This is a genomic window from Caulobacter sp. FW305-C-30-S16 (genome assembly GCF_058783025.1).
The window spans coordinates 623466-648293 of record NZ_JBYSYH010000001.1; the positions used below are offsets into that span (position 1 = coordinate 623466).

Consider the following 24828-nt stretch of genomic DNA (forward strand, 5'->3'; position numbering starts at 1 on the left):
ATCAGGCTCCCGGGGGTGGACCAAAGGCGGCGGCGAGGCCGGCGGGGTCCAGCCCCTCGACCTCCACCGATTTCAGCCGGCCGGTCTGGCCGGCGGCGATGCGCACGCTCGACTTGCTGACGCCCAGCGCCTTGGCCAGCAGCACGGTCAGGGCGGCGTTGGCCTCGCCCTCCACCGGCGGGGCGGAGACGCGCGCCTTGAGATAGGGGCGGCCGTCAGGGCCGCTGGCCCAGCCGTCGATGGCGTCCCGGCCGCCACGCGGCGTCAGGCGGACGGCCAGTCGCACCCGCCTAGCCGACGAGCCCGAGCAGGGCCACCTGAAGGGCCGGCGACAGGTAGTTGCGAATGCCCTGGATGATCAGGAACAGCACGATGAAGCTGAGGTCGACCCCGCCGAGCGGGGGCACGAAGCGGCGGATCGGCGTCAGCAGCGGCTCGGTGATCCGCTCCAGTGTGTAGTAAATCTGCCGGACGGCGTTGTTGCGCAGGTTGACCACGTCAAAGGCCACCAGCCAGGACAGGATCGCCGTGATCACCAGGGCCAGGACCAGCAGTCCCAGCAGGCTGTTGATGATGAAAAAGACGAAGCCAATGATGGCGGCCATGGAGCGGGTTCCGGTGTTCGTGAACCCCGCTTCTATCCGGGCGCCTGAATCACGGCAAGGCGGAGCCGCCTTCCGCGCCGCCAGCCTTGACAGGCAAGGCGACCCGGCCATATGTGCGCCGCTTCCCTCTTCCTGGGAGGGGGCCGTAGCTCAGATGGTAGAGCGCCTCGTTCGCAATGAGGAGGTCAGGGGTTCGATTCCCCTCGGCTCCACCAGGATGTGGTGATCGTTCAGATCGCCGCCTGCATCAGTTTCAGCACGACCAGCGCAGCGATGGCCGTCACGGGGACGGCGAACGTCCAGTACATCATCCGTTTCATCGTCAGCCCTTTACGCAACAGCCCGTCGGACCAACGTCGGGCGCGGGGCGAGGTTCCGGTCAGTCGGGGGTCGTCGCGGGGTCGCCGGCGGAGCGGCGGCCTTGCTCCAGCCAGCGGGCGAGGGCGGGGGACAGTTCCGTCTCCACCCGGCGCTGATACAGCGCCAGGTCCCCGGCGGTCAGTTCTGTCTGCCAGCGGCCGTTGGTCCCCTTGTTGAGGAAGGTTTTGTGGCCGCCTTCGAAGGACATTTCAGCGCCGGGCATGAGGTCCGCGCCGGCGGCCTTCATCGACTCGAAGTCTGCGGCCTCGACCAGGGACGGCCAGATTGCCTCGTCCACGGGAATGCCGAGAAAGGCGCTGATCCGCCGCATCTCGCCGTCGAGATCGGCCTTCAGGTCGGCGTAGTGAACCAGCAGGAGGTTGGGTCGCGTCCGCTCGGCCCACCAGGTCCGCTCGATCTCGAAGAAGCCGTCGCCCATCTGTTCTGCGGAGGTGGTGCCGCCGGGCGTGATCCAGTGGCGGAAGAAGCCGCGCGGGTCGCGGGGCGGTCGCGGGGCGGGGGCGGGCAGGTCCGGATCGGCCTGCGCCGTCGCGTCCAGTCGCGCCCAGGCGCCGGCCGTGTAGGCGTTGTTGTGGTTCATGAACGACAGGCAGGCGTCGCGGCCGTCGCGGGCGACATGGATGTACTTGACCTCGTCCCACACCGGCAGGGCGCTGAGCGGGAGGTGGGACTTGATGTACCGGCGGTGGGTCTGCATCTCCAGCAGCGCCAGCATCTGGTCCAGATTGTTGCGCAGGCGGCAGTCGAGCCACGGCGAGATCAGTTGCAGCGGTTTGGGCTCGGTGGACTGGAACACCAGCAGGCTGACGATCTGCTGCATCCAGGTGGTGCCGACCTTCGGCGCTGTGCCGATGACGATGTCGCCCTGGCGCGGGACGTAGGGGTCCCACTGGGCGCTGTCGCAGTAGTAGCCCCGGGTGGGTGCGACGGCTGGTCGGCTGAGCGTCGGCATCGCGGTGTATCCCCCCGGACGGGCCGTTCCGCCGACCCCTTAAGAGCGACGTTATGCGAACGGCGGGGCGGCGTCACGCACCCGTGCGGCTTCGATGTCGAACAGACCTCGCCGGCGGCCGAAGGCCGTCTGGCCGAGGCGATCAATCCCGCGGTTGATACCGTCCGGCCCGCGCGGCAGACTGGAGCCATGACCCCTTTCTCCGACCTCTACTGGCGCTCCGCTGACGGGCTGACCCTGCACGCCCGGGACTATCAGGCGCCGTCGGGCCAGCCCCCGGTGATCTGCATTCATGGCCTGACCCGCAACGCGCGCGACTTCGAGGACCTCGCCCCGGCGCTCGTCCAGCAGACCGGCCGACGCGTCCTGGCGGTGGACATTCGGGGGCGGGGCGGCTCGGACTACGCGACCGATCCGGCGACCTACAATCCTGCGGTCTATGCCGGGGACGTGCTGGCGCTGCTGGATGACCAGGCGATCGGGCAGGCGGCCTTCGTCGGCACCAGCATGGGCGGCCTGATCATGATGACCCTGGCGGCGCTGCGGCCGACAGCCATCGCCGCGGCCGTTCTCAACGACGTCGGTCCCGAGATTGCGCCGGAAGGCCTGGCGCGAATCCGGGGCTACGTCGGCCTGCCGGCTTCGGTCGACGACTGGGGTGGAGCCGCCGCCTATGTGAAGGCCGGCAACGGCGGCGTCTTCCCCGACTATGGCGATGAGGACTGGGTCCGCATGGCCCGCCGGACCTTTCGCGAGGCCGGGGGCCGGCCGGTGCTGGACTACGACGCCAACATCGCCGCGCCGATCCAGGCGTCGGACCCGGCGACCCCGGCGCCGGACCTTTGGCCCTTCTTCCGTGCCCTGGTCGCTGGCCGGCCCGCCCTGCTGGTGCGAGGCGCGACCTCCGACATTCTCAGCCCGGACATCGCGGCGCGCATGCGCGAGGCCGCGCCCGACATGGCCTATGTCGAGGTCCCGGGCATAGGCCATGCCCCGATGCTTGATGAACCGGCGGCCCTGGCGGCGATCGTCCAGCTGTTGCGTCGGTCGGCCTGACCGATCGGGTCGGTCCGGGCCGATTCGCCAGGCGCGGCCTGCCCTAGTGCGCCTCGTCCCAGTTGCTCGCCGCGCGCGCTTCGACCACCAGGGGCACTGACAGTTCCACCGCCGGCAGGGCGGCCTTCTCCATCACGGCCCTGGCCACGCGGATGGTCTCGTCGGCTTCGGCCGTGGACGCCTCGAAGACCAGTTCGTCGTGCACCTGCAGCAGCATGCGCGATGACAACCCCGCGTCCTTCAACGCCGCCGGCATCCGCGCCATGGCCCGGCGGATGATGTCGGCGGCGGCGCCCTGAAGCGGCGCGTTGATCGCCGCCCGTTCAGCGAACTGACGCATGCCGACGGCCTTGCCGCGGATGTCGGGGATGTTGATCTTGCGCCCGAACAGGGTGGTGACGCTGGCGTTCTCGCGCACCTCGGCCCGCATCCGGTCCATGTATTCGCGGATGCCGGGGAAGCGCTCGAAGTAGGTCTTGATGTAGGCCCCGGCCTCCGACTGGTCGATGCCCAGCTGGTTGGCCAGGCCGAAGGCGCTGATTCCGTAGACGATGCCGAAGTTGATCGCCTTGGCGCGGCGGCGCACGTCCGCGGGCATGCCCTCGATCGGGGTGTTGAACATCTCCGAGGCGGTCATGGCGTGAATGTCCAGACCCTCCTTGAAGGCGCGCTTCAGCTGCGGAATGTCGCCCACATGGGCCAGCAGGCGCAGCTCGATCTGGCTGTAGTCGGCGCTGATCAGCACATGGCCTGGCTCGGCGATGAAGGCCTTGCGGATCTTGCGGCCTTCCTCGGTGCGGATCGGGATGTTCTGCAGGTTGGGGTCGGTCGAGGCGAGGCGCCCGGTGTTGGCCGCCGCCAGGCTGTAGGAGGTGTGCACCCGGCCGGTCGCGGGGTTGATCGCGGCGATCAGGTTGTCGGTGTAGGTGCCCTTCAGCTTGGCCAACTGGCGCCAGTCGAGCAGGGTGCGGGGCAGGTCGTGGCTGGCCGCCAGGCGTTCGAGCACGTCGACGTCGGTGGCCCACTGGCCGGTGGCGGTCTTCTTGCCGCCCTCCAGGCCAAGCTCGCCGAACAGGATGTCGCCGATCTGTTTGGGACTGCCGAGATTGAACGGCCGCCCGGCCAGCACGTGGGCCTTCGCCTCGAGGTCGACCATCCGCATGGAGAACTCGTGGCTGAGGCTGCGCAGCAAGTCGGGATCGACCTTGATGCCGGCGTTCTCCATCTGCGCCACCACCGGCGGCAGGGGGCGTTCGGTGGTCTCGTAGACGGTCAGCATGCCCTCGCGCGCCAGCCGCGGCCGCAGGATCCGCCACAGCCGCAGGGTAACGTCGGCGTCCTCGGCGGCGTAGGCCGTCGCGGGCTCCAGGGCGACGTGCTTGAAGCTGATTTCGCTCTTGCCCGTCCCGCAGACCTGTTTGAACGGGATCGGCTTGTGGCCCAGCCAGAGCTCGCTGAGCTCGTCCATGCCGTGCCCGTGGAGGCCCGCCTCGAGCGTCGAGCTGAGCAGCATGGTGTCGTCGATCGGCGTAACGTCGATGCCGTAGCGGGTCAGGACGGCGATGTCGTACTTGGCGTTCTGGGCCACCTTGAGGACCGACGGATCCTCCAGCATCGGCTTGAGCGCCGCCAGGGCCGCCGCGAGCGGAATCTGGGTCAGGTCCGCGCCGCTCTCGCCGCCGAACAGTCCCTCCTCCTTCTCGCAGTGACCGAGCGGGATGTAGCAGGCCTCGCCGGGCGCGACGGCCAGGGAGACGCCGCAGAGGCCGGCGACCGCCGAGCCCAGGGCGTCGGTCTCGGTGTCGAAGGCGACGACGCCGATCTCCGTGGCGCGGCTGACCCAGGCTTCCAGCGTCGGCAGATCGCGGACGCAGACGTATTTCGTGGTGTCGATCTGGACGGGCTCGACCGGCGCGGCGGCTTCCCGCTCGCCGGCGCTGAAGCCGCCGTTGGGAGCGGGGCGGGGCGCGCTCATCTTCGGCATCGGCGCGGCGGGCATGCCGTTGCCGGCGGCCGCGTCCCCGACCCGGCGGGCCAGGCTGCGGAACTCCATCTGCTCGAGGAAGGCGGCCAGGGTCGGGCCGTCCGGATCGCGCACCGCCAGGTCCTCGACCGGCTCGGGCAGGGGGGTGTCGCAGTCGAGCTGGACCAGCTGGCGCGACAGCCGGATCTGGTCGGCGAAGTTGATCAGCGTCTCGCGGCGCTTCTCCTGTTTGATCTCACCCGCCCGGGCCAGCAGCGTCTCGAGGTCGCCGTACTCGTTGATCAGCAAGGCGGCGGTCTTGATGCCGATGCCGGGCGCGCCGGGGACGTTGTCGACGCTGTCGCCGCACAGGGCCTGGACCTCGACGACCTTGTCGGGACTGACGCCGAACTTCTCGAACACCTGGTCCGGACCGATCAGCACGTTCTTCATCGTGTCGAGCATCGACACGCGGTCGCCGACCAGTTGCATCAGATCCTTGTCCGAGGAGATGATCACCACCTCGCCGCCGGCGTCGCGCACCTTGCAGGCATAGGCGGCGATCAGGTCGTCGGCCTCGTAGCCGGACAGCTCGATGCTCGGCACGCCGAACGCCTTGGTCGCTTCGCGGACCAGCGGGAACTGCGGGACCAGGTCCTCGGGCAGCGGCGGGCGGTGCGCCTTGTACTGGGGATACAGGGTGTTGCGGAACGTCTTGTCGGAGTGGTCGAAGATCACCGCCAGATGGGTCGGCCCGTCCTCCTTCATGTCCCGCAGCAGCTTGAACAGCATGTTGCAGAAGCCCTGCACCGCCCCGACCGGCAGGCCGTCCGACTTGCGCGTCAGCGGCGGCAGGGCGTGGAAGGCGCGGAAGATGTAGCCCGACCCGTCGACCAGATAGAGCCGCACGGGCGGCCCGTCCTGGGTCAGCGGGCGATCGGGCAGGGCGGCGGCGTCAGTGTCGGTCATGGGGAGAGGATAGTGGGCCGCGCGGCGGTGGTCATCCGTGGATTGGCGGCTCTTGCCAACGACGGGGAGCCTGCGACTGTAGGGCGAGTGGGTGGGGGACGTTATGAAGCGCCTAGGATTGATCGTGTTGGCCTTCCTCGCCCTTGGCGGCAGCGCGACGACGGTCGCCTGGGCCCAGTCCGGCCAGCCGCGGTCCCTTCCGTCACCGTCGTGGACGGAGCCGAGGCAAAGGGGTGTGTCGCGATTGATGCGCGGGTCACCCACAGCCGGTCGCCGCCTATCGCCGGACCTCTATCCGCGTGAGTCGCTTGACCCGACCGTCAACGGGTGGGTCGTGGTCGTCTGCCGTCGCGCTGGCGGGAAGCTCGAGGCGTGCCGGGCCGAGCGGGAAATCCCGGAGGGCATGGGCTTTGGCCGGGTCGCTGTGCAACAGGTTGAGGCGCAATGGACGACGGGTCGCGTGTCGGGGGTGGACACCGGCAACGAAGTTCGCGTCTTCTATACCGTCGCAGCGCCGGTGGGTGGTCAGACCTTCGTCACCGAGGCGCCATGGGCGCAGGTTCCCTCCGGCGAGGCGATCCGCATGGCCTGGCCGAAAGCGCTGACGAATATTGTACAGGGAACCGCCGCGCTCCGTTGTCGCATTGAGGCAGACGGCAGCCTTTCGAACTGCCGCGTCGCGGGTGAAACACCGTGGCGGTCAGATCTGGGTCGCGCGGCCCTGTCCCTCGCTCCGGCCTATCGGGTGGATATCGGCGCAGCGGGCGGGAACATGGTCAACTCGGACATCATCGTGAGCATCAGGCTGACCAACCCGGCTGATCCAAGCGCCCAACTGCGGTAGTCCGCAAGGCGTTTGGCCTTTGGACCAATGGTCCGGCGCACCTACACCACCTCCCGCGACAGCGAGCGGTGGAACGGGATGGTGCTCAGTCCGCCAGCCGCTCCAGCACCTCGGCTGCGAACACCGACAGGGTGTCGTCGCGGGCGCCCATGATGATGATGCGGTCACCGGGCCGGGCGAGCGCGACCAGCCGGTCGCCGCAGGCCGGGCGGTCGGAGAGGGCTTCGGCTGTGCGGCCTCCGGCGCGGATATCGGCGGCGATGTCCTCGCTGGTCACCTCGCGGATCGTCGTACCGCCGAAATAGACCGGCTCCGGCATCAGCAGCACGTCGTCCTCCGAAAGACCCTCCAGGAAGCCGCGCACGAACTCCTTCCGCATCAGCCGCAGCGGGCCGAAGCCGTGCGGCTGGAACATCACCAGCAGGCGGCCGGGGAAGGCGTGCAGGGTGTCGAGCGTTGCGGCGATCTTGTCGGGGTTGTGGGCGAAGTCGTCGATGACGGTGATCCCGCCTTTCGACCCGACCACCTCCAGCCGCCGTTTGACGCCCTCATAGCCCTCGATGGCCGCCACCGCGTCCGCCAGCGGAACGTTCAGGGCGCGAACGGCGCCGAGCGCCGCGAGCGCATTGGCGACATTGTGCCGGCCGGGAACTTTCAACCGCACCGACACTGTCGTGTCGCCCGCCTGCTCACGCAGCCGGAAGGCGATCGAATCGGGCGCGGGCGCGATATCGTCCGCATACAGATCAGCTGAGGGATCCTCGAAGCTCCAGGTCAACTGGCGTTCGCCCGGCAGCTCGGCGGCCAGCCGGGCGGTCTCGTCGTTGTCGAGGTTCAGCACCACGGTGCGGGCCTTCAGGGCGTAGTCGCGGAAGAGCACCCGCAGTTCGTCCATCGTCTTGTGGTCTTCGCTGATGTTGTTGATCACCGCCACCTGCGGCCAGTAGCGGGCGATTGAGCCGTCGCTCTCGTCCACCTCGCTGACGAACAGCCCGCCCTGGCCGACCAGGGCGCTGGCGAAGGGCGTGTCTTCGGTGACGAAGTTCTTCATCACCGCGCCGTTCATCACCGTCGGATCGCGGCCCGTGCGGTGCAGGATCCAGCCGATCATGGCGGTGGTCGTCGACTTGCCGCTGGTGCCGGCGACACCGACGGATTGCGGCGCGCCGTTGAACAGGTCGGCCAGCAACTCGGCGCGCGACAGCATCGTCGCCCCCACCCGCCGGGCGGCGACTACGTCCGGCACCGTGTCCTCGACGGCGGCCGTGGCGACGATGATCTGTTCAGCGCGCGTGACGCCGCTGCCGTCCTGCGCAAACAGCCTGATCCCCCGGGCGCGAAGGAACTCGAACTTGGGCGCCGTGCGGCCCTGGTCGAGGGCGCGATCGGAGCCTTCGACGGTCGCGCCGGTCGCCTGGACGATCAGGGCCAGGGGCAGCATGCCGCTGCCGCCAATCCCGCAAAAGAAGTAGGGTCTGTCCTGAATCATCCCCGGGAAATATACGGTCGGGGACAGGGTGACAAACCGCCCGACAGGTCCGCGAGCAGATGGTCAAACCGGTCAGGATCGGCGTCGTCGCCCCCGCCTCGCGCATCGACCCCGCCGTGCCGGCCGAAGTCGAGGCCCTGGTCGCCCGGCTGTACCCCGACGGGCGCGTCCAGCTCGTCTTTGATCCGCAGTGTTTCCTGACCCACAACCACTTCGCCGGCGACGACGCGGCACGTGCCGAGGGCTTCCTGCGGGTGGCCAATGACCCGACGTTCGACGCCCTGTGGATCGCCCGCGGCGGCTATGGCTCCAACCGTATCGCCGGGGCGGTGCTGGCCGGCCTGACGGCCGCCGCGCGGGACAAGATCTATCTCGGCTACAGCGATCTCGGCTTCATTCTGGCGGGCCTTCACCGTCATGGGATCGGCCGGCCCGTGCATGGTCCGGCGGCGCATGACATCCGCCGGTCCGGCGGCGAGGCGGCCGTTGCGCGGGCGCTGGCCTGGATCGTCGACAGCGACCGCGCCGCGCTGGAGCCCGGCCTGAAGCCGGGCCAGAAGGCGGCGGCGTTCAATATCACCGTGCTGAGCCAGCTGCTCGGCACCGACCTGCAGCCGGACCTCACCGGGCATGTGCTGCTGCTCGAGGACGTCGGCGAATACATGTACCGGCTCGACCGGTCGCTGTTCCACATCACCAGCAACCCGGGCATCCGCGAGGTCGCGGGCATCCGGCTGGGCCGCTGCAGTGACATTCCGCAGAACGACCCGGATTTCGGCATGACCGCCGAAGAGGTGTGTCGACACTGGTGCGAACGCTCGGGCATCCCGTATCTCGGCCGCGCCGAAATCGGCCACGACGCCGACAACCGGATCGTGCCGTTCGGCCTTATCTGAACAGGTCGTTGTAGTTTCCGCCGACCGTGTCGGTCGCGGCCAGGGCGTCGGAGTCGCCGGTCGCCAGGAACGCCGTTGTCGCCGCGTTCAGCGCCGCCAGGGCCGCGCGGGCCAGGCCTGTGGCCGAACTGATCCGCCGCGCGCCGAGCGCCTGAAGCGCCGGCCCGTTCGGCAGCCCCGCCTTCGCCATGACGTTCAGCGGCAGGCCGCAGCCCGCCGCGATGGCGCTGATCTCGCCGGGGACAGTGACGCCCGCCGCGAACAGGCCGTCCGCGCCGGCCGACCGGTAGAGCGCCGCCCGCCGCAGCACCTCGGCGACCGCCGCCTCGCCCTCGGCCATCCGGCGCAGGTAGATGTCGGTCCTTGCGTTGATGAACAGGTCAACCCCGGCGCCGTCGGCCGCCTTGCGCACGGCCTCGATCTTGGCCGCCAGCAGGTCCGCATCGCCGCCGCCGTCCTCGATGTTGATCCCCACCGCGCCGGCGTCGATGACCTTGCGGACGTTCTCGCCGACCGTCGCCGGATCATCGGCATAGCCGCCCTCGAAGTCGCAGGTCAGCGGAATGGAGATGACCCGCGTGATCTCCCGCACGGTCGCGACCAGGAACTCCACCGGCAGATGGTGGCCGTCGGCGTAGCCATGGCTCCAGCAAACGGCCGCGCTGGTCGTCGCCACCGCCTTCGCGCCGAGGGTCTCGATGACCCGCGCGCTGCCTGCGTCCCAGGCGTTGGGCAGAATGAAAAGGTCGGGGCCCGCGTGCAGGCGTCGGAAGGTCTCGGCGTGATCGGTCATGACGCCAGACTAGAGCCGCCCTGTCGGATCGTCAGCCCCGCGGTTGGCGGGAACCGGACCTCAATGGCCGCCGGAGCCCTCGTAGACGCCTGGCGCCAGCCGCTCGTCCTCGTCGCCGGCCGCGGTCGCCGCGACGAAGCGGCGGTCGCAGTAGGGGCAGTCGACGAAGCCCGCGCCGCCCATTTCCAGCCAGACGCGCGGGTGACCCAGCGCCCCGCCGACGCCGTCACAGGCGATACGGTGCGAGCGCACGGTCACTGTCTCGGGCGGTGGAAAGGCCGCGGCCTGCGGCGGCGTAGCCGTCGGGGTCGTTCCGTTGACGGATTTTGCGGAGGCCTTGCGCGCCATTTGGATCGTCCCCGGGTAAAGCCGCCCTTGGCGATGCGGCCTGTCAGGCATACCTATGCGAGGTCCCGCCGGGGCGTCAATTGACCGCAAGCCCGCCAGAAAGCCCGAATGGACCTGCCTGACCACGCCATCGAGGCTACCGGTCTCGTGAAGACCTACGCCGCCACCAAGACCACGCCGGAAAAGACGGCGCTGAACGGCATCGATCTGAAGATACCGCGCGGCTCGATCTTCGGTCTGCTTGGCCCCAATGGGGCCGGCAAGTCGACCTTCATCAACATCCTCGCCGGCCTGACCCGCAAGACTGGCGGGACGGTGAAGATCTGGGGCCGCGACATCGACGAGCGCCCGCGCGACGCCCGCGCCGCGATCGGCGTGGTGCCCCAGGAACTGGCCGCCGACGTCTTCTTCACGCCGCGCGAGTCGCTGGAAACCCAGGCCGGGATGTACGGCGTGCCGAAGAAGGAGCGCCGCACCGACGAGCTGCTCGCGGCCCTCGGCCTCACCGACAAGGCGGACGCCTATGTCCGCCAGCTGTCCGGCGGCATGAAGCGCCGGCTGATGGTGGCCAAGGCCATGGTGCACAATCCGCCGGTGCTGATCCTCGACGAGCCGACCGCCGGCGTTGACGTCGAGCTGCGTCGGCAGCTGTGGAACTACGTCGTCGGTCTGAACCGGCTGGGCGTGACCATCGTTCTGACCACCCACTACCTCGAGGAAGCGCAGGAGCTCTGCGACCAGATCGCCATCGTCAACCGCGGCGAGGTGGTCGCCTGCGAGCCGACCTCGACGCTGCTGCAGCGGCTGGACACCCGCAATGTGATCGTCACGCCGGAAGAGCCGGTCGCCACGGCCCCGGACCTGACCGGCTTCGAGGCGAAGCTGCGCAGCGGCGGGTCCTTCTCGGTGACTTACAAGACCGGCCAGTCGAGCGTCGAACAGGTGCTGGCGGCCGTGCGGGCCAGCGGCCTGCACATCAAGGACATCGCCACCGAAGACCCCGACCTCGAGGACGTCTTCCTCGCCCTGACCTACGGCGCCGCCGACGGCAAGGACCCGACGAAGGACTGAGGGGCGAGGCGCTCCGGTCCCACGCCTTCCTCCCTGCATCTCCGGATGCTGATACGCCCTGAAGGCCTTGATGGAATGGTTCGCTCCGGACGGTGACCTTGGTCAAGGACCGCTTCGCGGCCGCGCAGCGGCGACCCCGCCGGGGTCGTCCTTGACGAAGGTCCCGCCGGAGCAAGAATGCTCATCAAGACATCAGGACGACCCCTGCCAAGCGTCGGCGCCAAGCGGCCCCCTCAGAACTCCAGCTCGACCATGTCGAAGTCGGCCTTGGCCGTCCCGCACAGCGGACAGATCCAGCTGTCAGGGATATCGGACCATCGCGTCCCGGCGGCCAGGCCCTCGCCGACATCGCCCTCGGCCTCGTCGTAGAGGTAGCCGCACGTCCGGCACTGCCAGGTCTTGTAGGGCAGGGCGTCGGCCATCGGTCGTCCTTCGTCGAGAGAGCCTGAGGGGGTGATCCCCAGCCTGATTGACGCCCAATCGCCGTGAACTGATCCACGTCAATTCAACCGCCGAATTGTTGGTCCGTAGTGCGGGCGAGGCAACAACATGTCTCGCAGCCGCTGGAGACAGGCGGCGCGGGACCGGACAGGAAGACGTGCGATGATGATTCCCCAGGACGTGGCCAACACCATCGTCGATCCCAAGGCCTACGCCGACGGCCATCGGGTCGACGAGGCGTTCCGGTGGCTGCGCGCCAACGCGCCGTTTGCGAAGGCCCAGCCGGAGGGGTTTGATCCCTTCTGGGTCGCGACCCGCTTCGCCGACATCCAGGAGATCGAGAAGCAGAACGACCTGTTCCACAACGGCGACCTGGCCACGGTGGTCACGCCGATCGAGGTCGACAAGCGCGTCCGCGAGATGACCGGCGGCTCGCCGCACCTGGTCCGCTCGCTGGTCCAGATGGATAACCCCGACCACATGAACTACCGGCGCCTGACCCAGGCCTGGTTCCTGCCGCAGAACATCCGCGGCCTGGAGGCGCGCATCCGCGAGATCGCGCGCGGCTTCATCGACCGGATGGCCGCCATGGGCGACCGCTGCGACTTCGCCCGCGACGTCGCCTTCCTCTACCCGCTGCATGTGATCATGGAGGTCCTCGGCGTTCCGGAGATCGACGAGCCGCGCATGCTGAAGCTGACCCAGGAACTGTTCGGCAGCGCCGACCCGGAACTGAACCGCGGCGGCGCGGTGACCGACGTCGACACCGGCCTGGCCAACCTCCAGGCCACGGTCATGGACTTCATGACCTACTTCAACGCCATGACTGAGGACCGCCGGGCCAATCCGCGCCAGGACCTCGCCAGCGTGATCGCCAATGGCCAGATCGAGGGCAAGCCGCTCGGCCACCTTGAGGCGATGAGCTACTACATCATCGCCGCCACGGCCGGCCACGACACCACCTCCAACACCACGTCCGGCGCCATGTGGGCCCTGGCCCAGAACCCTGACCAGTTCGCGAAGGTGAAGGCGGATCTGTCGCTGATCCCCGGACTGGTCGAGGAGTCGATCCGCTGGGAGACCCCGGTGAAGCATTTCATGCGCAGCGCCACGGCCGACGCCGAGGTCGCGGGCCAGAAGATCGCCAAGGGCGACTGGATCATGCTCAGCTACCCGTCCGGCAACCGGGACGAGTCGGTGTTCACCGATCCGTTCAAGTTCGACATCCAGCGCACGCCCAACAAGCACGTCGCCTTCGGCTACGGCGCCCACGTCTGCCTCGGCCAGCATCTGGGCCGGATGGAGATGCGCGTGCTGTGGGAAGAGTTGCTGCCGCGCCTCGAGAGCGTCGAACTGGACGGCGAGCCGAAGCGTATGGAGGCCAGCTTCGTCTGCGGGCCCAAGTCGGTGCCGATCCGCTACCGGATGACCTGACCGCCCGGGCGCCCCGCGCCGCTTGCGGGCGCGCGCCGGCGCGCTAACCTCGCCCTCCCGACGGCGGGGGAGGTCAGGCGATGCTGGAGCGTCTTTTCAGACTGAAGGAAAACGGCACCGCCGTGCGCACCGAGGTGCTCGCCGGGCTGACCACCTTCCTGACCATGGCCTATATCATCATGGTCAACCCGACGATCCTGGCCGACGCCGGGATGCCGATGGCCGGGGCGGCGGCGGCCACCTGTCTGGCGGCGGCCTTCGGCTCGATCATGATGGGCCTGTTCGCCAACTACCCCATCGCGCTGGCGCCCGGCATGGGGCTGAACGCCTATTTCACCTACACGGTGGTCAAGGGCATGGGCCTGCCGTGGGAGACCGCGCTGGGCTGCGTCTTCCTGTCGGGCGTGCTGTTCCTGATCCTGACGGTCTCGGGCGTGCGACGGCTGCTGGTCGGCGCCGTGCCGCGCTCCCTGTATGCGGCGATCGCCGCCGGCATCGGTCTGTTCATCGCCTTTATCGGCCTGCGCGCCGCGGGACTGGTGGTCGCCAGCCCGGCCACGACGGTGACCCTCGGCAACCTGACCACCCCGACCGCCGGCCTGACCCTGTTCGGACTGGTCCTGACCGGGGCCCTGCTCGCCTGGCGTATCCGCGCGGCGATGCTGGTGGGGATTCTCGCCACCACCGCGCTGGCCTGGGCCGTCGGCGCGATGCAGTGGACGCCGGTCGACTACAGTTTCGAGGCGCTGACCAGCACCGCCTTCCGGCTCGACATTCCCGGCGCCCTCGGGATCGGCGGCAAGGGCGCGGTGCTGGCGCTGATCGAGATCATCATCGTCCTGCTGTTCGTCGACCTGTTCGACAATGTCGGCACCCTCGTCGCGGTGACCCAGCGCGCGGGCCTGGTCGCGCCGGACGGGACGATCCCGCGTCTCAACCGGATTCTCGTCGCGGACTCGGCGGCGGCGATCGTCGGCTCGATGGCCGGAACGACCACCACTGTCAGCTTCATCGAGAGCGCCGCCGGGGTCGCGGCCGGCGGGCGCACCGGCCTGACCGCGGTGGTGGTGGGGCTGCTGTTCCTCGTCGCCCTGCTGTTCGCTCCGTTCGCGCAGCTGATCCCCGCGGCGGCGACCGCTCCGGCGCTGATCCTGGTCGGCGCGCTGATGATGGCCCCGCTGGCCCAGCTCGACTGGGACGACCCGCTGGTCGCCATCCCCGGCTTCCTGACGCTGATCGCCATCCCGTTGACCTTCTCGATCGCCAACGGCCTGGCGTTCGGGATCATCGCCTACGCCCTGCTCAAACTGGCCCGCGGTCAGGCCCGCGCAGGCGACTGGATGCTCTACCTGCTGGCGGCCCTGTTCGCCGCCCGCTTCATCTGGCTGGCGGCGGGGTAGCGCGCGGCGAATCTTTCCGCTATTGACCCGCCTCCGCCAGCGATCCGCACCCGTAGCTCAGCTGGATAGAGCGTTGCCCTCCGAAGGCAAAGGTCACACGTTCGAATCGTGTCGGGTGCGCCATCGTGGTGTTGAAGGGTGGCCAGGCCGCCGCAGAGCGCCAGGCCCTGCCCCCGTTTGCCGCAACAGCCCCCTAGGTCCTTCCGACGAGCTTCAGGACCAGTTGGCGTAACCGCGCGAGATAGGAGTTGCCGGGCGTGGCGCGGGCGCGGCTGTCGATCCACAGCTGCGCCTCGGCCGGCGAGCCCTTCAGGCGGCTGAGCTGGACCGCGTCGTCGAAGGCGTCGTCCGAGCAGTCGACCTCGCCTACCCGCTCGGCCCGGATCCGCCAGTACCCGCCGCTCTGGTCGGCCTCGAGAATGCACCGTGCGTCCGGCGCCATGCTGAGCCAGAGGGTGGCCCGCACGTCGGCCAGGCCCGAACCGCTGTAGTCGTTGTGGCCAAGGCCGGCGCCGGCGACCAGGCTGGTGTCGATGGTCTGGACGCGGGGGAAGGTCATCGGCGACGGGAAGGCGTCGCCCAGCCGCTGCGGGCCGGGGAGCAGGCGGGCTCCGAGCATCGCCTTGTCCTGGCTGGAGGCATACAGGGTCGTCCGCGTGACCAGCGGCGAGGCCGACTGCCAGTAGGTTTCGAACAGCGCCTTCTCGATGTCGGCCGAGCCCATGACCAGCTCGTCGAAGGGCCTGTCGGGCCGGTCCGCGCGCAGGGCGATCCGCTGGAGCGCCGCCAGGGTCAGCCGGTTGCCCATCGAATGGGCGACGACATAGACCCGCGTCGCCCCGCTCTTGCGCAGGGCGATCAGGGTGTCGGCGAGGGCCTCGACCTCCTCTTTCCGCTCCACCGTCCTGCGGTCGGCGGCATAGGACAGCATGCTTTCCTTCGATGCCCAGGAATAGAACACCGTGGCGCCGTCGATCGACAGGTCCGCATGCAGCTGGGCGGCGCGATAGGAGGCGTCGGCGAAGCTGTTGTTGTAGCCGTGCACGTAAAGCAGGGCCTCCTTGCGGCGCGACCGGTCGACGTCGCTGTCGATGGCCGCGAGCCAGGCGTCCTGGCTGTCAAAGCGCGTCACGCCCTCAAGGATGAAGTGATTGTTCGGGTGCGCGGTCTCGAACTGGATGATCAGGAACTCGCCCGGGCGCTCCAGCTCTCCGCGCTTGCGGATGCAGGGCACGTTGACCCTGGCGAGACCGTAGTTGAGGCGGACTCGGTCGCCGGCAAACGGTTCCGAGCGCGCGCCGAAGTAGCGGTCGCGGGCCGGATCGGGCGTCACGCCCTGGCGGCTGGTGGCGTAGTAGACGCCGACTTCAGCGCTGTTGGGGTCCTCCAGGGTGCCCGCGGCGGTGCGTTTGCGCAGGCATTCCTGCTCGTAGGGGGTGAGATAGACCGCCGCCTTGCCTTCATCCCTCGCGAGGTCGCTGGCCCGGCCAGGCGGCGCCGGCTGTGGTGGCGACGGAGGAGCCGGCGGCGGCGGCGGCGGCGCGGCGAGCATCACGGGAGGTGGCGGCGGCGGCGGGGGCGGGGCCGCGGAATCGACCATGTCCCGGCCGATGTCCCTGACCTGGTCGTCGGCCCAGTCGGCCCGCTCGATGGCTCTCAGGCGATAGGCCTCGGCCCGTCCGGCCGCGTCCGCGGCGCCCGCCGACCGCAGTTGGTCGCGGGCCTGGCCATAGAGGCCGGCGGCCTCGAGGAAGGCGTCGCGGGACGCCTCGAACGCCCGCGTGCGGCCGCGCCGCCCGGGGTCGTAGACCTTGAACAGCCGATAGGCCCGATCTTCGGCCGCCGCCGCCCGCACCATGAGGTCGATCGACCTTGCGGCGGGCCCGGCGTCGAACGCGGCTTCCTCGGCCTGCAGGGCGGTCCGGCGTCCGTCACAGGCCGTGCCGGCGTCACAATTGGCCATGCCGCCGAAAGCCTGGTCGAAGAGCTGCCGGATGTCACTGCGAACGGCCACGAGCGTCTGGATGTTCGCCGTATTGGCGTCGCCCGGTCCGGCCAGGGTGGCGAACCGGTACAGCAGATACTCGTCCTGAAGGAACGCCCGGTACTGGCCGGCAACCTCGAACAGGGCGGCCTTGCGGAATCCGACGGCCTCGGCCGGCGCGGGCAGCTCAGCCTGCCGCCGGGCCTCGCCAAGCGCTTCCTGCCAGACCGTCCGGCGAAGCTCGAGGTCGAGAGTCTCGGCCGCGCCGACCGCCTGCAGCAGCGGCACGGTCTGGTCGGCGGCTTCGATCCGGGCGCGGAAGACGGGGTCAGCGAGGGCGACCCTGACAGCCGTGTCGTCCCCCTGGTCGACCGCGGCGGCGAACACCTCGAGGCTCAGCCCGCCGGGCTGGGTGCGGGCGGCGGTCACCGACGAGACGGCGACGAGGCAGACCAGGGCCGCCAGCAGCGGCCGGCCAAACGCGATGAGTTTCATCCCCGGCCCCTCCCGACGACCGACGGTATGCAATCGCTGTCGCCAGCGTCAACCCGATCACAACCCGCAGGAGAATCGCCGCCGGCTGAATCGTCCGAGGCCGGCGAAGACCCTGCGTGAGGTGGTGTCTTCGGGGGCCGGGGGCCGCCACTTTTCCACGGCCTCGGCCCTCGCGAGCGGCCGCGGGCTGATCTAGCGGCCGGCGTCCGCCCCGGCAGGGGTGGTCGTCCCGCGCACCGGGGCGCCCTTCGCCCGGCCCCGGGCGACCAGCGCAGCGCAGTTGGCGTCGTCCGCCAGACCCGCCTCGACGAACGGCAGGATCGCCGCGAGCGGCGACAGCAGGGTGGCCAGGGCGACGGCGACCCCGCCCTGGGCCACCGCGTTGCCGGTTTGCGAGGTCGCGCCGGGCTTCACCAGCGGGCCATCGACCCGGATCGGGATGAACAGGCGCAGCAGGCGCGGCTTCTTGCTCTCGCCTTCGAAGACCAGGTTCAGTCGCTCGGTCTTCAGGTTGATTGTGCCCGAGCCCGTCACCAGCACCACCCCGGTGTCGACGATGATCCGGTTTGAGCGGGCGATGCCGTCCTTCACCCGGAAATCGGCGACGGCGCAGCGGATCGCCGTCTGCCGCGGGTCTTCCGACAGCAACAGGTAGAGACCCTTGAAGACGTTCACCCCCAACAGCTCAGCGAAGGCCTGACGAATTTCGCCGCGCGGACTGACGATGGTCAGCGACCCGTCGGCGCTGGCGGCGGCCTTGCGGACGGAATTGCCGTATCCGGTCAGTCTCGCGCGGGCGACGATCTGGCCTTCGACGGCCGGTTGTCCGCCCACGGCGCCGAACCTGATCCAGTCCTCGAGTCGCGCTCCGGTCAGGCGCAGGTCGACGTCCGTCCGCGGCTGCGCGCCGCGCGCGTCGAGCCGCACCAGGCCCCCGATCGAACCGCGCGAGAAGGTCAGGGCGACCGGATCGCCGGTCAGCACCCCATCCTTGAGGCTGAGCGTCAGGGCCACCTTCGAGAGCGGCAGGCCGGGCGCGTTCACCGTGTCGGCGCGATAGGTAACCTTCGCATCCATCGCCCGTATGCGCTCGACCTGCAGCGTCGCGTCCGGAAACAGGCGGGCCGCCTTTTCCATCCGTCCGGCCATGGCGGCCTGTTCCGGCGAGGCGGTCTCACCGCCGCGCGTCGCCGGCGCGCCGCCCATGAGGCTTCCGAGGTCATCGAAGTCCAGCCGCCGCGAACGCAGATCGGCTGTGAGGAAGGGACGCTCGCCGCGCGTCTCGACCGACAGGTCGCCGGACAGGTCGCTGTCGCCGATCCGGCCTTTCGTCTTGTCGAGACGATAGAGCGTGCCGCGCCGGGTGATCTGTCCCGAAACGGAGTAGGGCGGCGTGTTGGGCAGGACCAGGCCGGTCAGGCCGTAGAGCTCGTTGAGATCGGCGCCGGTGACGGTCACCGAGCCTTCGAACCGGCCCAGATCAAAGGGCTTCACGATGCGCGCATTGGCCTGGATCCGCGTCGCGCCGGCCCGCACGTCCGCGCGGAACGGCCAGGGCCGGTTCGGCGAGACGTTCAGCAGCGGGTCTCCGGTGACGCTGGCGAGGAACCGCGCCCCGTTCAGGCGGCCCTCGCCCCGCAGGGCGAACAGGCCACGATCCGCGCCGTCGGAAGTTTCGTCTGTATAGACCGTGCCGGAGAACCGGGTGCGGCGCTGACGGTCGTCCAGATTGATCCGGCCGTCGGTGATGATGAAACGCCGGATGGCGGGCAGCTTCATGCCCTTGCCGCCGCCCTTGCCGTCGAACGTCCAGTTCGCGCGGCCGTCAGCCAGTCGCACCAGCTCAAGGCGCGGACGGATGACTTCAAGGACCGGCAACACCGTTCGCCCCGCGAACAGCGGCGGAATCTCGATCCGGACCGCCAGCTTGCCGATCCGGGCCATGTCGGCGTCCGTCCCGGCCCATGAGGGCTGGGCGATCCGCACGTCATAGGCCTCGGCGCTGGGGCTGAGGGACCAGGGGCGGACCTTGAGGTCCCCGACGATCTCGACGGTCCGGCCGAGCCGCACCGAGGCGGCCGCGCCCACCGGCCCGCGCAGCCAGTTCCAGTCGAAGAGCAGCAGGAGCGCGATCAGCGCGACGATGAAGACGCTCACGACCGAGACGCCGATGCGGGCTCGTGGCGACATGGCTGTCCAGCCCGCGACGGGGTGGGCCACGGCGGCGGTCGCGGCTGTTGGCCAGCGGATCGGCAATACTCAGGTCTCCGGCGACCCCCGGCGCTTAAGCGCGGGGAAGCCGAAGGGGTTCCGTCGAAAGGACGGTCTAGTAGACCAGCTTCAGACCGGCCCAGGCGGCCGCGGCGGTCAGGAACGCGACGATGGCGACAATCTCGTAGGTCTTGAAAAGTGGCCCGTTTGGCGAACGCATGTGGTCTCCCCTTGTCCCGTTTCGATCCAGCGACCAGATGGATCGCAAGGGCCACGCCACGCCCGCGGAGCAGATGATGCACAACAGACGGATGGTCCTGGCCGGCGCGGCGACGCTTCTGCTGCCCTCCGTCGTACGGGCCGCCCCGCCCCTGACGGTGTTCGCCGCAGCGTCCATGCAGGAGTCGCTGACGGCGGCGGGCGCAGCCTGGACAGCGAAGACCGGCGCGCCGGTCCGTTTCAGCTTCGGCGCCTCATCGGCGATGGCGCGCCAGATCGACCAGGGCGCGCCGGCCGACCTGTTCCTGTCCGCCGATGAAGAGTGGATGGACTGGCTGGCCGGCAAGGGCGGGATCGTCCCGGCTTCGCGCCGTCGCCTGCTCTCGAACCGGCTGGTGCTGATCGCGCCGGCGCGCGCGAAGGTCACCCTTGGGATCGCGCCGGGATTCCCTCTGGCAAAAGCGCTCGGCGCCGGCAGGCTCGCCGTGGCCGATCCGACCGCCGTGCCGGCGGGAAAGTATGCGAGGGCCGCGCTGATCGCCCTCGGCGTCTGGGACTCGGTGGATGACAGGCTGCTGCCGGCCGAGAACGTCCGCACGACGCTGGCCTATGTCGCGCGGGGCGAGGCGCCGTTCGGCATCGTCTATGCGACCGACGCCAGGGCCGAGCCGAAGGTCAAGGTGGTCGGGGTGTTCCCGGCCTCCAGCCATCCGCCGATCGTGTATCCCGGCGCGGTGACGTCCGCCTCGCGCAACAGCGCGGCGGCGGTCTTCCTCGGGTTTCTGCAGGGGCCGCAGGCGGCGGCGATCTTCAAGCGCTACGGCTTCGGCCTGGCGGGGCGTCCGGCCTAGTCCTCGACCTTGCCGGGCCAGGTCAGGTAGCCGTCCCTGTCGGTGCTGGCCGAGCGGTAGCCGCGATAGTGCGGGCCGCCCTGGCCGCCAGGCGCGCAACAGGGCGACGGCGCCGGAACCGGTCCGCCGCCGGCGCAGCAGGGGCCGGCGACCGGCACATAGCCATAGCCGCCGCCCGAGGCCGAGCCGTAGGCATAGCCGCTGGAGGATTCGCTGTAGCCATAGCCCGCCGTCTGTTGGACCGAACCGCCGGCATAGGTCGCGCCGTACCGACCGCCATAGCCGCTGGAGGCCGTCTCGCGGTAGACGTAGTCGCGCTCGACCCTGCGCTCATGGCGCACGCGCACCGTGCGGGCGGCGGTACGGGTTTCGACGGGACGCGCTTTTGCGGGTTTGGCCGCCGGCGCGACGGGCGCGGCAGACGTCGGGCACCGGTCGCAGCAGCAGGTCTCGCGCGCGGCGGTTTGCAGCGGATTGCCGTCGCAGGCGCTGAGGACCAGCGTCGACAGGGCCAGCAGGGTCAGCCGAACGGACATCCAGGGTTCTCCGGTGGAGATCAGGACGCCACCCTAGGCGCGAGAGGCTGCTCGCACCCGGCTATTCACCCCCGGCGGGAGACTTAACCTTGATGCGTTCGCGGATCGCGAGCGCCAGCAGCAGGCCCGTGGCGATGCCGAGGGTGTTCGCCAGGGCGTCGGCGGGATCGCCCTGTCGGCCCAGCGCCATCGTCGTCTGCAGGATCTCGACGCCGATCCCGCCCAGGACCAGGCCGATCGCCAGCCGGGCCATTCGCTGTGGAAAGGCGTAGAGCCCGAGCAGGGTCAGGCCGAGGTAGGCCGCTGCATGTTCGATCTTGTCCCACAGGGTGAACAGGCCCGGGATCGTGGTGGTCGGGACGAGCGACAGCCAGCCGACGACGGCGCAGGCGAGGGCGAAAACGCCGATACGGAGGGGGCGAGGGACCATGCGGGTGGGCCTGCGGGTTGCGTCCTGGACCACCCGTCTCTAGAGCGCGTTGATCGGGCAGTGGAACAGGTTTCGCGCACAGCGGCGCGAAAAGGGGTGTTGATCGTGGTTGCAGCGGTGATCTGGGATTTCGGCGGGGTGATCACCTCCTCGCCGTTCGAGGCGTTCAACCGGTTTGAGGAGGAGCGCGGCCTGCCGCGAGACTTCATCCGGCGGGTCAATTCGACCAACCCGGACTCCAACGCCTGGGCCCTGTTCGAGCGCAACGAGATCGATACGGCCGGCTTCGACGTGAAGTTCCTCGAGGAGGCCACGGCGCTCGGCCACGCGGTGCGCGGCGCCGACATCCTGCCGAGACTGTCCGGCGACGTGCGGCCGCGCATGGTCGCGGCGCTCGCGGCCTGCAAGGACGTCTTCAAGGTCGGCTGCATCACCAACAACGTGCAGACCGGTCACGGCGCGGGCATGGCCGGCACCAGCAGCAAGGCCGCCCAGGTGGCCGGCGTGATGGCCATGTTCGATGTGGTGATCGAAAGCTCGAAGGCCGGCGTCCGCAAGCCGGATCCGCGCATCTACCAGATGATGTGCGAGCAGCTGGCGGTCGACCCGGCGGACTGCGTCTACCTCGACGACCTCGGCATCAACTGCAAGCCGGCGGCGATGCTGGGCATGCGGGCCATCAAGGTCGGCGGCGTCGACCAGGCGCTGGCCGAGCTGTCGGCGGCGACGGACCTGATCTTCGAGTAGGAGCCCCCGGCGGTCAGTTCACCAGGATCGTGCCCAGCAGAAGCTTCGCGCCCTTCTTCTTCAGGGTCGCGTCGGTCAGCCGCTGCAGTTCGCGGGCGATGTAGTCGGCATCCGGAACCCCGGCGGCCGGCAGGCCGCCGGCATAGGCCTGGATGAACCCGGCGAAGGCCGCCCGCAGGCGCGGCTGGGACTGGTCGGCGAGGGCGCGCAGCTTCTCGTCAGGCACATCGAGCCCGCATTCGACCGTCACCACGCCGCGACTCCCGTCCCGCCGGAGGATGGTCGCCAGGATCGCCTTGATCTGCAGAAACTGAACCCCGCCGCCCTTTTTCTTCTCCTCCCCGCCGCTTGCGGCGGCGACGGTCGGCAGCAGGGCGAGGGCGGCGGCGAGGGCGAGGCGGCGATCCATGCGGCATCATCGCGCGAACATGGTTGACGCGGCGTTTACACATTCGCGCGAAGCGTAGCAGACGGCGGGATTCAATCGGGAATCAGCACCCGCTGTGGAACGTCCATGACCGGCTTCGCGCCCGACAATCTTGATCTCGACGGCAAGGTGATCCTGGTCACCGGCGGCACGGGGTCCTTCGGCAAACGCTTCGTCGACACCGTCCTGACCCGCTACGCGCCGCGGAAGGTGATCGTCTATTCCCGCGACGAGCTGAAGCAGAGCGAGATGCAGCAGGAGATGCGCGAGCGTCTGCCGGCCGAACTGCTGTCGAAGATGCGTTTCTTCCTCGGCGACGTGCGCGACCGTTCGCGCCTCACACTCGCCCTGCGAGGGGTCGACATCGTGATCCACGCGGCGGCCCTGAAGCAGGTGCCGGCGGCCGAGTACAACCCGTCCGAATGCATCCAGACCAACATCATCGGCGCCGAGAACGTGGTCTGGGCCAGCCTGTCGAACCACGTGAAGCAGGTGGTCGCGCTCAGCACCGACAAGGCCTGCAACCCGGTCAACCTGTACGGCGCGACCAAGCTGGCCTCGGACAAGACCTTCGTGGCGGCCAACAATCTTTCGGGCGACATCGGCACGCGGTTCGCGGTGGTTCGCTACGGCAACGTGGTCGGCTCGCGCGGCAGTGTGGTGCCGTTGTTCCGTCGGCTGCTGGCCCAGGGCGCGACGGAACTGCCGGTCACCGATCCGCGCATGACCCGCTTCTGGATCACCCTCGACCAGGGCGTCGACTTCGTCCTGTCGTCCCTGACCCTGATGCGCGGCGGGGAGATCTTCGTGCCCAAGATCCCCAGCATGTCCATGCCGGACCTGGTTCACGCCATGTCGCCGGGCGCCGGGATCAAGGTGGTCGGCATCCGGCCCGGCGAGAAGCTGCACGAGATCATGGTCGGCGCCGATGACGCCCGCCAGACCGTCGAGCTCGATGATCGCTATGTGATCGAGCCGGCCTTCGTCGAATACACCCGCACACCGTTCGGTCCCGCCGATGGCGGCAGGCCGGTGGCCGAGGGCTTCTCCTACGCCAGCGACAACAATGACGACTGGCTGTCGGCCGAAGGGCTGATGGCGATGCTGGACGAGACGGGGTCGTGACGGAGGGCTTCCTTCCCTACGGCCGCCAGACCATCGAAGACGACGATATCGCGGCCGTGGCCGCCGCCCTGAGGGGCGACTACCTGACCACCGGCCCGACCGTCGAGGCGTTCGAGACCGCCTTCCGCGAGGTGGTCGGCGCCGAACACGCCGTCGCCTGCAGCAACGGCACGGCGGCCCTGCACATGGCGATGCTGGCCGCCCGGATCGGCCCCGGCGATGTCTGTATCGTCCCTTCGATCACCTTCCTCGCCACCGCCAACTGCGCCGCCTATGTCGGCGCGGACGTGGTGTTCGCCGATGTGGATCCCGACAGCGGGCTGATGACCGCCGAAACCCTGGGCCAGGCGCTGCAACGGGCGAAGGGGCGCCGCGTGCGCGCTGTCCTGCCGGTGCATCTGCGCGGCGACGTCTGCGATCTTCCGGCTCTGGCGGCGCTGGCCGGCGAGGCCGGCGCGATCCTGGTCGAGGATGCGCCCCATGCGCTCGGCTCCAGCCTGAAGGTCGGCAACCATGTCGCCCGGGTCGGCGACGGCGCCCATTCATCCATGGCGACCTTCTCGTTCCATCCGGTGAAGACCATCGCCACCGGCGAGGGGGGCATGGTCACGACCAACGACGCGGACCTCGCCGGCCGGCTGCGGCTGGCCCGCAGCCACGGCATGACCCGCACGCCGGGCGCCGATCCCTGGCTCTACGAGATGGCCGAGCCGGGATTCAACTATCGCCTGCCGGACATCAACTGCGCGCTGGGCCTGTCACAGCTGGCCAAGCTGCCCCGGTTCATGGGCCGTCGCCGGACACTGGCCGCGCTGTACGAGACCGCCCTGGAGCCGCTTGCGCCGACGGTCCGCCTCGCCGCGCGACCGGAGGGGTCTGATCCGGTGCTGCATTTGCTGACGGTGCTGATCGACTTCGAGGCGGCCGGAACGTCGCGGCGACAGGTCGTCGAGGCGCTGGCGGCCCAGGGTATCGGCAGCCAGGTCCACTACATCCCGGTTCACAGCCAGCCCTACTGGCAAGCCCGCAATGGTCCGCTGGACCTGCCCGGCGCCCAGGCCTGGTATGAACGCTGTCTCAGCCTGCCGCTGTATCCGTCGATGGACGACGGCGACGTGGCGCGGGTGGTCGATGCGTTGCAGGCGTCGCTGGTCCGGTAGC

General features: G+C 69.5%; 23 protein-coding genes and 2 tRNA genes. 12 read left to right on the forward strand and 13 right to left on the reverse strand.

What is annotated here, in order from left to right:
* Nucleotide 1: 1 nt before the first annotated feature.
* On the reverse strand, nt 2–286 hold the full coding sequence (locus tag AC3WJT_RS03000; RefSeq protein ID WP_492341578.1) for a DUF167 family protein: 285 nt from the start codon (nt 284–286) through the stop codon (nt 2–4).
* Between the two features lie 4 nt (nt 287–290).
* On the reverse strand, nt 291–605 hold the full coding sequence (locus AC3WJT_RS03005; protein WP_492341579.1) for a YggT family protein: 315 nt from the start codon (nt 603–605) through the stop codon (nt 291–293).
* A 139-nt stretch (nt 606–744) separates the two neighbouring features.
* Between AC3WJT_RS03005 and AC3WJT_RS03010 the strand changes: the two genes are divergently transcribed.
* Nucleotides 745–820 (forward strand) — tRNA-Ala (locus AC3WJT_RS03010).
* A 164-nt stretch (nt 821–984) separates the two neighbouring features.
* On the opposite strand, the gene AC3WJT_RS03015 is transcribed toward AC3WJT_RS03010, so the two are convergent.
* Complete coding sequence (locus AC3WJT_RS03015) at nt 985–1938, reverse strand: sulfotransferase domain-containing protein (protein WP_492341580.1); 954 nt, start codon at nt 1936–1938, stop codon at nt 985–987.
* A 189-nt stretch (nt 1939–2127) separates the two neighbouring features.
* On the opposite strand from AC3WJT_RS03015, the gene AC3WJT_RS03020 reads away from it, so the two are divergent.
* Nucleotides 2128–2994: an alpha/beta fold hydrolase gene (locus AC3WJT_RS03020; protein ID WP_492341581.1), complete on the forward strand. Its 867-nt coding sequence runs from the start codon at nt 2128–2130 to the stop codon at nt 2992–2994.
* Nucleotides 2995–3037: 43 nt separating this feature from the next.
* Here the strand turns inward: AC3WJT_RS03020 and polA are convergent, their stop codons facing one another.
* Nucleotides 3038–5926 carry a DNA polymerase I gene (gene polA, locus AC3WJT_RS03025; protein WP_492341582.1) on the reverse strand — a complete coding sequence of 963 codons (2889 nt, stop codon included), beginning with the start codon at nt 5924–5926 and terminating at the stop codon, nt 3038–3040.
* Between the two features lie 127 nt (nt 5927–6053).
* Between polA and AC3WJT_RS03030 the strand changes: the two genes are divergently transcribed.
* Nucleotides 6054–6770 carry an energy transducer TonB gene (locus tag AC3WJT_RS03030; protein WP_492341583.1) on the forward strand — a complete coding sequence of 239 codons (717 nt, stop codon included), beginning with the start codon at nt 6054–6056 and terminating at the stop codon, nt 6768–6770.
* A gap of 85 nt (nt 6771–6855) precedes the next feature.
* Here the strand turns inward: AC3WJT_RS03030 and AC3WJT_RS03035 are convergent, their stop codons facing one another.
* Nucleotides 6856–8259: a UDP-N-acetylmuramate--L-alanine ligase gene (locus tag AC3WJT_RS03035; RefSeq protein ID WP_492341584.1), complete on the reverse strand. Its 1404-nt coding sequence runs from the start codon at nt 8257–8259 to the stop codon at nt 6856–6858.
* A 59-nt stretch (nt 8260–8318) separates the two neighbouring features.
* Here AC3WJT_RS03035 and AC3WJT_RS03040 point away from each other — a divergent pair, with 59 nt between their 5' ends.
* Nucleotides 8319–9155 carry an LD-carboxypeptidase gene (locus AC3WJT_RS03040; protein ID WP_492341585.1) on the forward strand — a complete coding sequence of 279 codons (837 nt, stop codon included), beginning with the start codon at nt 8319–8321 and terminating at the stop codon, nt 9153–9155.
* Here the strand turns inward: AC3WJT_RS03040 and AC3WJT_RS03045 are convergent.
* Both AC3WJT_RS03045 and AC3WJT_RS03050 read right to left on the reverse strand, forming a co-directional pair.
* Nucleotides 9148–9948, reverse strand: a complete 801-nt coding sequence (locus tag AC3WJT_RS03045) for an isocitrate lyase/PEP mutase family protein (protein WP_492341586.1) — start codon at nt 9946–9948, stop codon at nt 9148–9150. The genes AC3WJT_RS03040 and AC3WJT_RS03045 overlap by 8 nt on opposite strands.
* A gap of 60 nt (nt 9949–10008) precedes the next feature.
* Nucleotides 10009–10296 carry a zinc-finger domain-containing protein gene (locus AC3WJT_RS03050; protein ID WP_492341587.1) on the reverse strand — a complete coding sequence of 96 codons (288 nt, stop codon included), beginning with the start codon at nt 10294–10296 and terminating at the stop codon, nt 10009–10011.
* 108 nt (nt 10297–10404) lie between these two features.
* Between AC3WJT_RS03050 and AC3WJT_RS03055 the strand changes: the two genes are divergently transcribed.
* Entirely contained in the window at nt 10405–11367 is a 963-nt protein-coding gene (locus tag AC3WJT_RS03055) for an ABC transporter ATP-binding protein (protein ID WP_492341588.1), read from the forward strand.
* A gap of 233 nt (nt 11368–11600) precedes the next feature.
* On the opposite strand, the gene AC3WJT_RS03060 is transcribed toward AC3WJT_RS03055, so the two are convergent.
* Entirely contained in the window at nt 11601–11789 is a 189-nt protein-coding gene (locus AC3WJT_RS03060; protein WP_492341589.1) for a rubredoxin, read from the reverse strand.
* Between the two features lie 181 nt (nt 11790–11970).
* Between AC3WJT_RS03060 and AC3WJT_RS03065 the strand changes: the two genes are divergently transcribed.
* The 3 genes from AC3WJT_RS03065 to AC3WJT_RS03075 all read left to right on the forward strand — a co-directional run bounded on the left by AC3WJT_RS03065 (nt 11971) and on the right by AC3WJT_RS03075 (nt 14765).
* Nucleotides 11971–13242: a cytochrome P450 gene (locus AC3WJT_RS03065; RefSeq protein WP_492341590.1), complete on the forward strand. Its 1272-nt coding sequence runs from the start codon at nt 11971–11973 to the stop codon at nt 13240–13242.
* Nucleotides 13243–13322: 80 nt separating this feature from the next.
* A complete protein-coding gene (locus tag AC3WJT_RS03070) occupies nt 13323–14642 on the forward strand; it encodes an NCS2 family permease (RefSeq protein WP_492341591.1) in 1320 nt (439 codons plus the stop codon).
* A gap of 46 nt (nt 14643–14688) precedes the next feature.
* A tRNA-Arg gene (locus AC3WJT_RS03075) sits at nt 14689–14765 on the forward strand.
* A 70-nt stretch (nt 14766–14835) separates the two neighbouring features.
* On the opposite strand, the gene AC3WJT_RS03080 is transcribed toward AC3WJT_RS03075, so the two are convergent.
* Nucleotides 14836–17121 carry an alpha/beta hydrolase gene (locus tag AC3WJT_RS03080; RefSeq protein ID WP_492341592.1) on the reverse strand — a complete coding sequence of 762 codons (2286 nt, stop codon included), beginning with the start codon at nt 17119–17121 and terminating at the stop codon, nt 14836–14838.
* 192 nt (nt 17122–17313) lie between these two features.
* Nucleotides 17314–19311 carry an AsmA family protein gene (locus AC3WJT_RS03085; RefSeq protein ID WP_492341593.1) on the reverse strand — a complete coding sequence of 666 codons (1998 nt, stop codon included), beginning with the start codon at nt 19309–19311 and terminating at the stop codon, nt 17314–17316.
* A gap of 239 nt (nt 19312–19550) precedes the next feature.
* On the opposite strand from AC3WJT_RS03085, the gene modA reads away from it, so the two are divergent.
* Nucleotides 19551–20402 carry a molybdate ABC transporter substrate-binding protein gene (gene modA, locus AC3WJT_RS03090; RefSeq protein ID WP_492341594.1) on the forward strand — a complete coding sequence of 284 codons (852 nt, stop codon included), beginning with the start codon at nt 19551–19553 and terminating at the stop codon, nt 20400–20402.
* Here the strand turns inward: modA and AC3WJT_RS03095 are convergent.
* Entirely contained in the window at nt 20399–20938 is a 540-nt protein-coding gene (locus tag AC3WJT_RS03095; RefSeq protein ID WP_492341595.1) for a hypothetical protein, read from the reverse strand. The genes modA and AC3WJT_RS03095 overlap by 4 nt on opposite strands.
* A gap of 61 nt (nt 20939–20999) precedes the next feature.
* Nucleotides 21000–21368 carry a VanZ family protein gene (locus AC3WJT_RS03100; protein ID WP_492341596.1) on the reverse strand — a complete coding sequence of 123 codons (369 nt, stop codon included), beginning with the start codon at nt 21366–21368 and terminating at the stop codon, nt 21000–21002.
* Between the two features lie 102 nt (nt 21369–21470).
* On the opposite strand from AC3WJT_RS03100, the gene AC3WJT_RS03105 reads away from it, so the two are divergent.
* A complete protein-coding gene (locus tag AC3WJT_RS03105; RefSeq protein ID WP_492342365.1) occupies nt 21471–22115 on the forward strand; it encodes an HAD-IA family hydrolase in 645 nt (214 codons plus the stop codon).
* A gap of 13 nt (nt 22116–22128) precedes the next feature.
* On the opposite strand, the gene AC3WJT_RS03110 is transcribed toward AC3WJT_RS03105, so the two are convergent.
* Nucleotides 22129–22524, reverse strand: coding sequence for a hypothetical protein (locus AC3WJT_RS03110; protein WP_492341597.1), 396 nt, complete (start codon nt 22522–22524; stop codon nt 22129–22131).
* Nucleotides 22525–22629: 105 nt separating this feature from the next.
* Between AC3WJT_RS03110 and pseB the strand changes: the two genes are divergently transcribed.
* Entirely contained in the window at nt 22630–23667 is a 1038-nt protein-coding gene (gene pseB / locus AC3WJT_RS03115; RefSeq protein WP_492341598.1) for a UDP-N-acetylglucosamine 4,6-dehydratase (inverting), read from the forward strand.
* A complete protein-coding gene (gene pseC / locus AC3WJT_RS03120) occupies nt 23664–24827 on the forward strand; it encodes a UDP-4-amino-4,6-dideoxy-N-acetyl-beta-L-altrosamine transaminase (RefSeq protein ID WP_492341599.1) in 1164 nt (387 codons plus the stop codon). Before pseB ends, pseC begins: the two co-directional genes overlap by 4 nt.
* Nucleotide 24828 lies beyond the last annotated feature (1 nt).

Excerpts from the sequence above, each read along its gene's own strand:
- AC3WJT_RS03040 (WP_492341585.1), top strand. The coding sequence starts at position 8,319 with ATGGTCAAACCGGTCAGGATCGGCGTCGTCGCCCCCGCCTCGCGCATC.
- AC3WJT_RS03080 (WP_492341592.1), bottom strand. The coding sequence starts at position 17,121 with ATGAAACTCATCGCGTTTGGCCGGCCGCTGCTGGCGGCCCTGGTCTGC.
- AC3WJT_RS03020 (WP_492341581.1), top strand. The coding sequence starts at position 2,128 with ATGACCCCTTTCTCCGACCTCTACTGGCGCTCCGCTGACGGGCTGACC.
- AC3WJT_RS03095 (WP_492341595.1), bottom strand. The coding sequence starts at position 20,938 with ATGTCCGTTCGGCTGACCCTGCTGGCCCTGTCGACGCTGGTCCTCAGC.
- pseB (WP_492341598.1), top strand. The coding sequence starts at position 22,630 with ATGACCGGCTTCGCGCCCGACAATCTTGATCTCGACGGCAAGGTGATC.
- AC3WJT_RS03050 (WP_492341587.1), bottom strand. The coding sequence starts at position 10,296 with ATGGCGCGCAAGGCCTCCGCAAAATCCGTCAACGGAACGACCCCGACG.
- AC3WJT_RS03045 (WP_492341586.1), bottom strand. The coding sequence starts at position 9,948 with ATGACCGATCACGCCGAGACCTTCCGACGCCTGCACGCGGGCCCCGAC.
- polA (WP_492341582.1), bottom strand. The coding sequence starts at position 5,926 with ATGACCGACACTGACGCCGCCGCCCTGCCCGATCGCCCGCTGACCCAG.
- AC3WJT_RS03085 (WP_492341593.1), bottom strand. The coding sequence starts at position 19,311 with ATGTCGCCACGAGCCCGCATCGGCGTCTCGGTCGTGAGCGTCTTCATC.
- AC3WJT_RS03070 (WP_492341591.1), top strand. The coding sequence starts at position 13,323 with ATGCTGGAGCGTCTTTTCAGACTGAAGGAAAACGGCACCGCCGTGCGC.
- AC3WJT_RS03055 (WP_492341588.1), top strand. The coding sequence starts at position 10,405 with ATGGACCTGCCTGACCACGCCATCGAGGCTACCGGTCTCGTGAAGACC.
- AC3WJT_RS03060 (WP_492341589.1), bottom strand. The coding sequence starts at position 11,789 with ATGGCCGACGCCCTGCCCTACAAGACCTGGCAGTGCCGGACGTGCGGC.
- modA (WP_492341594.1), top strand. The coding sequence starts at position 19,551 with ATGTGGTCTCCCCTTGTCCCGTTTCGATCCAGCGACCAGATGGATCGC.
- AC3WJT_RS03100 (WP_492341596.1), bottom strand. The coding sequence starts at position 21,368 with ATGGTCCCTCGCCCCCTCCGTATCGGCGTTTTCGCCCTCGCCTGCGCC.
- AC3WJT_RS03035 (WP_492341584.1), bottom strand. The coding sequence starts at position 8,259 with ATGATTCAGGACAGACCCTACTTCTTTTGCGGGATTGGCGGCAGCGGC.
- AC3WJT_RS03110 (WP_492341597.1), bottom strand. The coding sequence starts at position 22,524 with ATGGATCGCCGCCTCGCCCTCGCCGCCGCCCTCGCCCTGCTGCCGACC.
- AC3WJT_RS03015 (WP_492341580.1), bottom strand. The coding sequence starts at position 1,938 with ATGCCGACGCTCAGCCGACCAGCCGTCGCACCCACCCGGGGCTACTAC.
- AC3WJT_RS03005 (WP_492341579.1), bottom strand. The coding sequence starts at position 605 with ATGGCCGCCATCATTGGCTTCGTCTTTTTCATCATCAACAGCCTGCTG.
- AC3WJT_RS03065 (WP_492341590.1), top strand. The coding sequence starts at position 11,971 with ATGATGATTCCCCAGGACGTGGCCAACACCATCGTCGATCCCAAGGCC.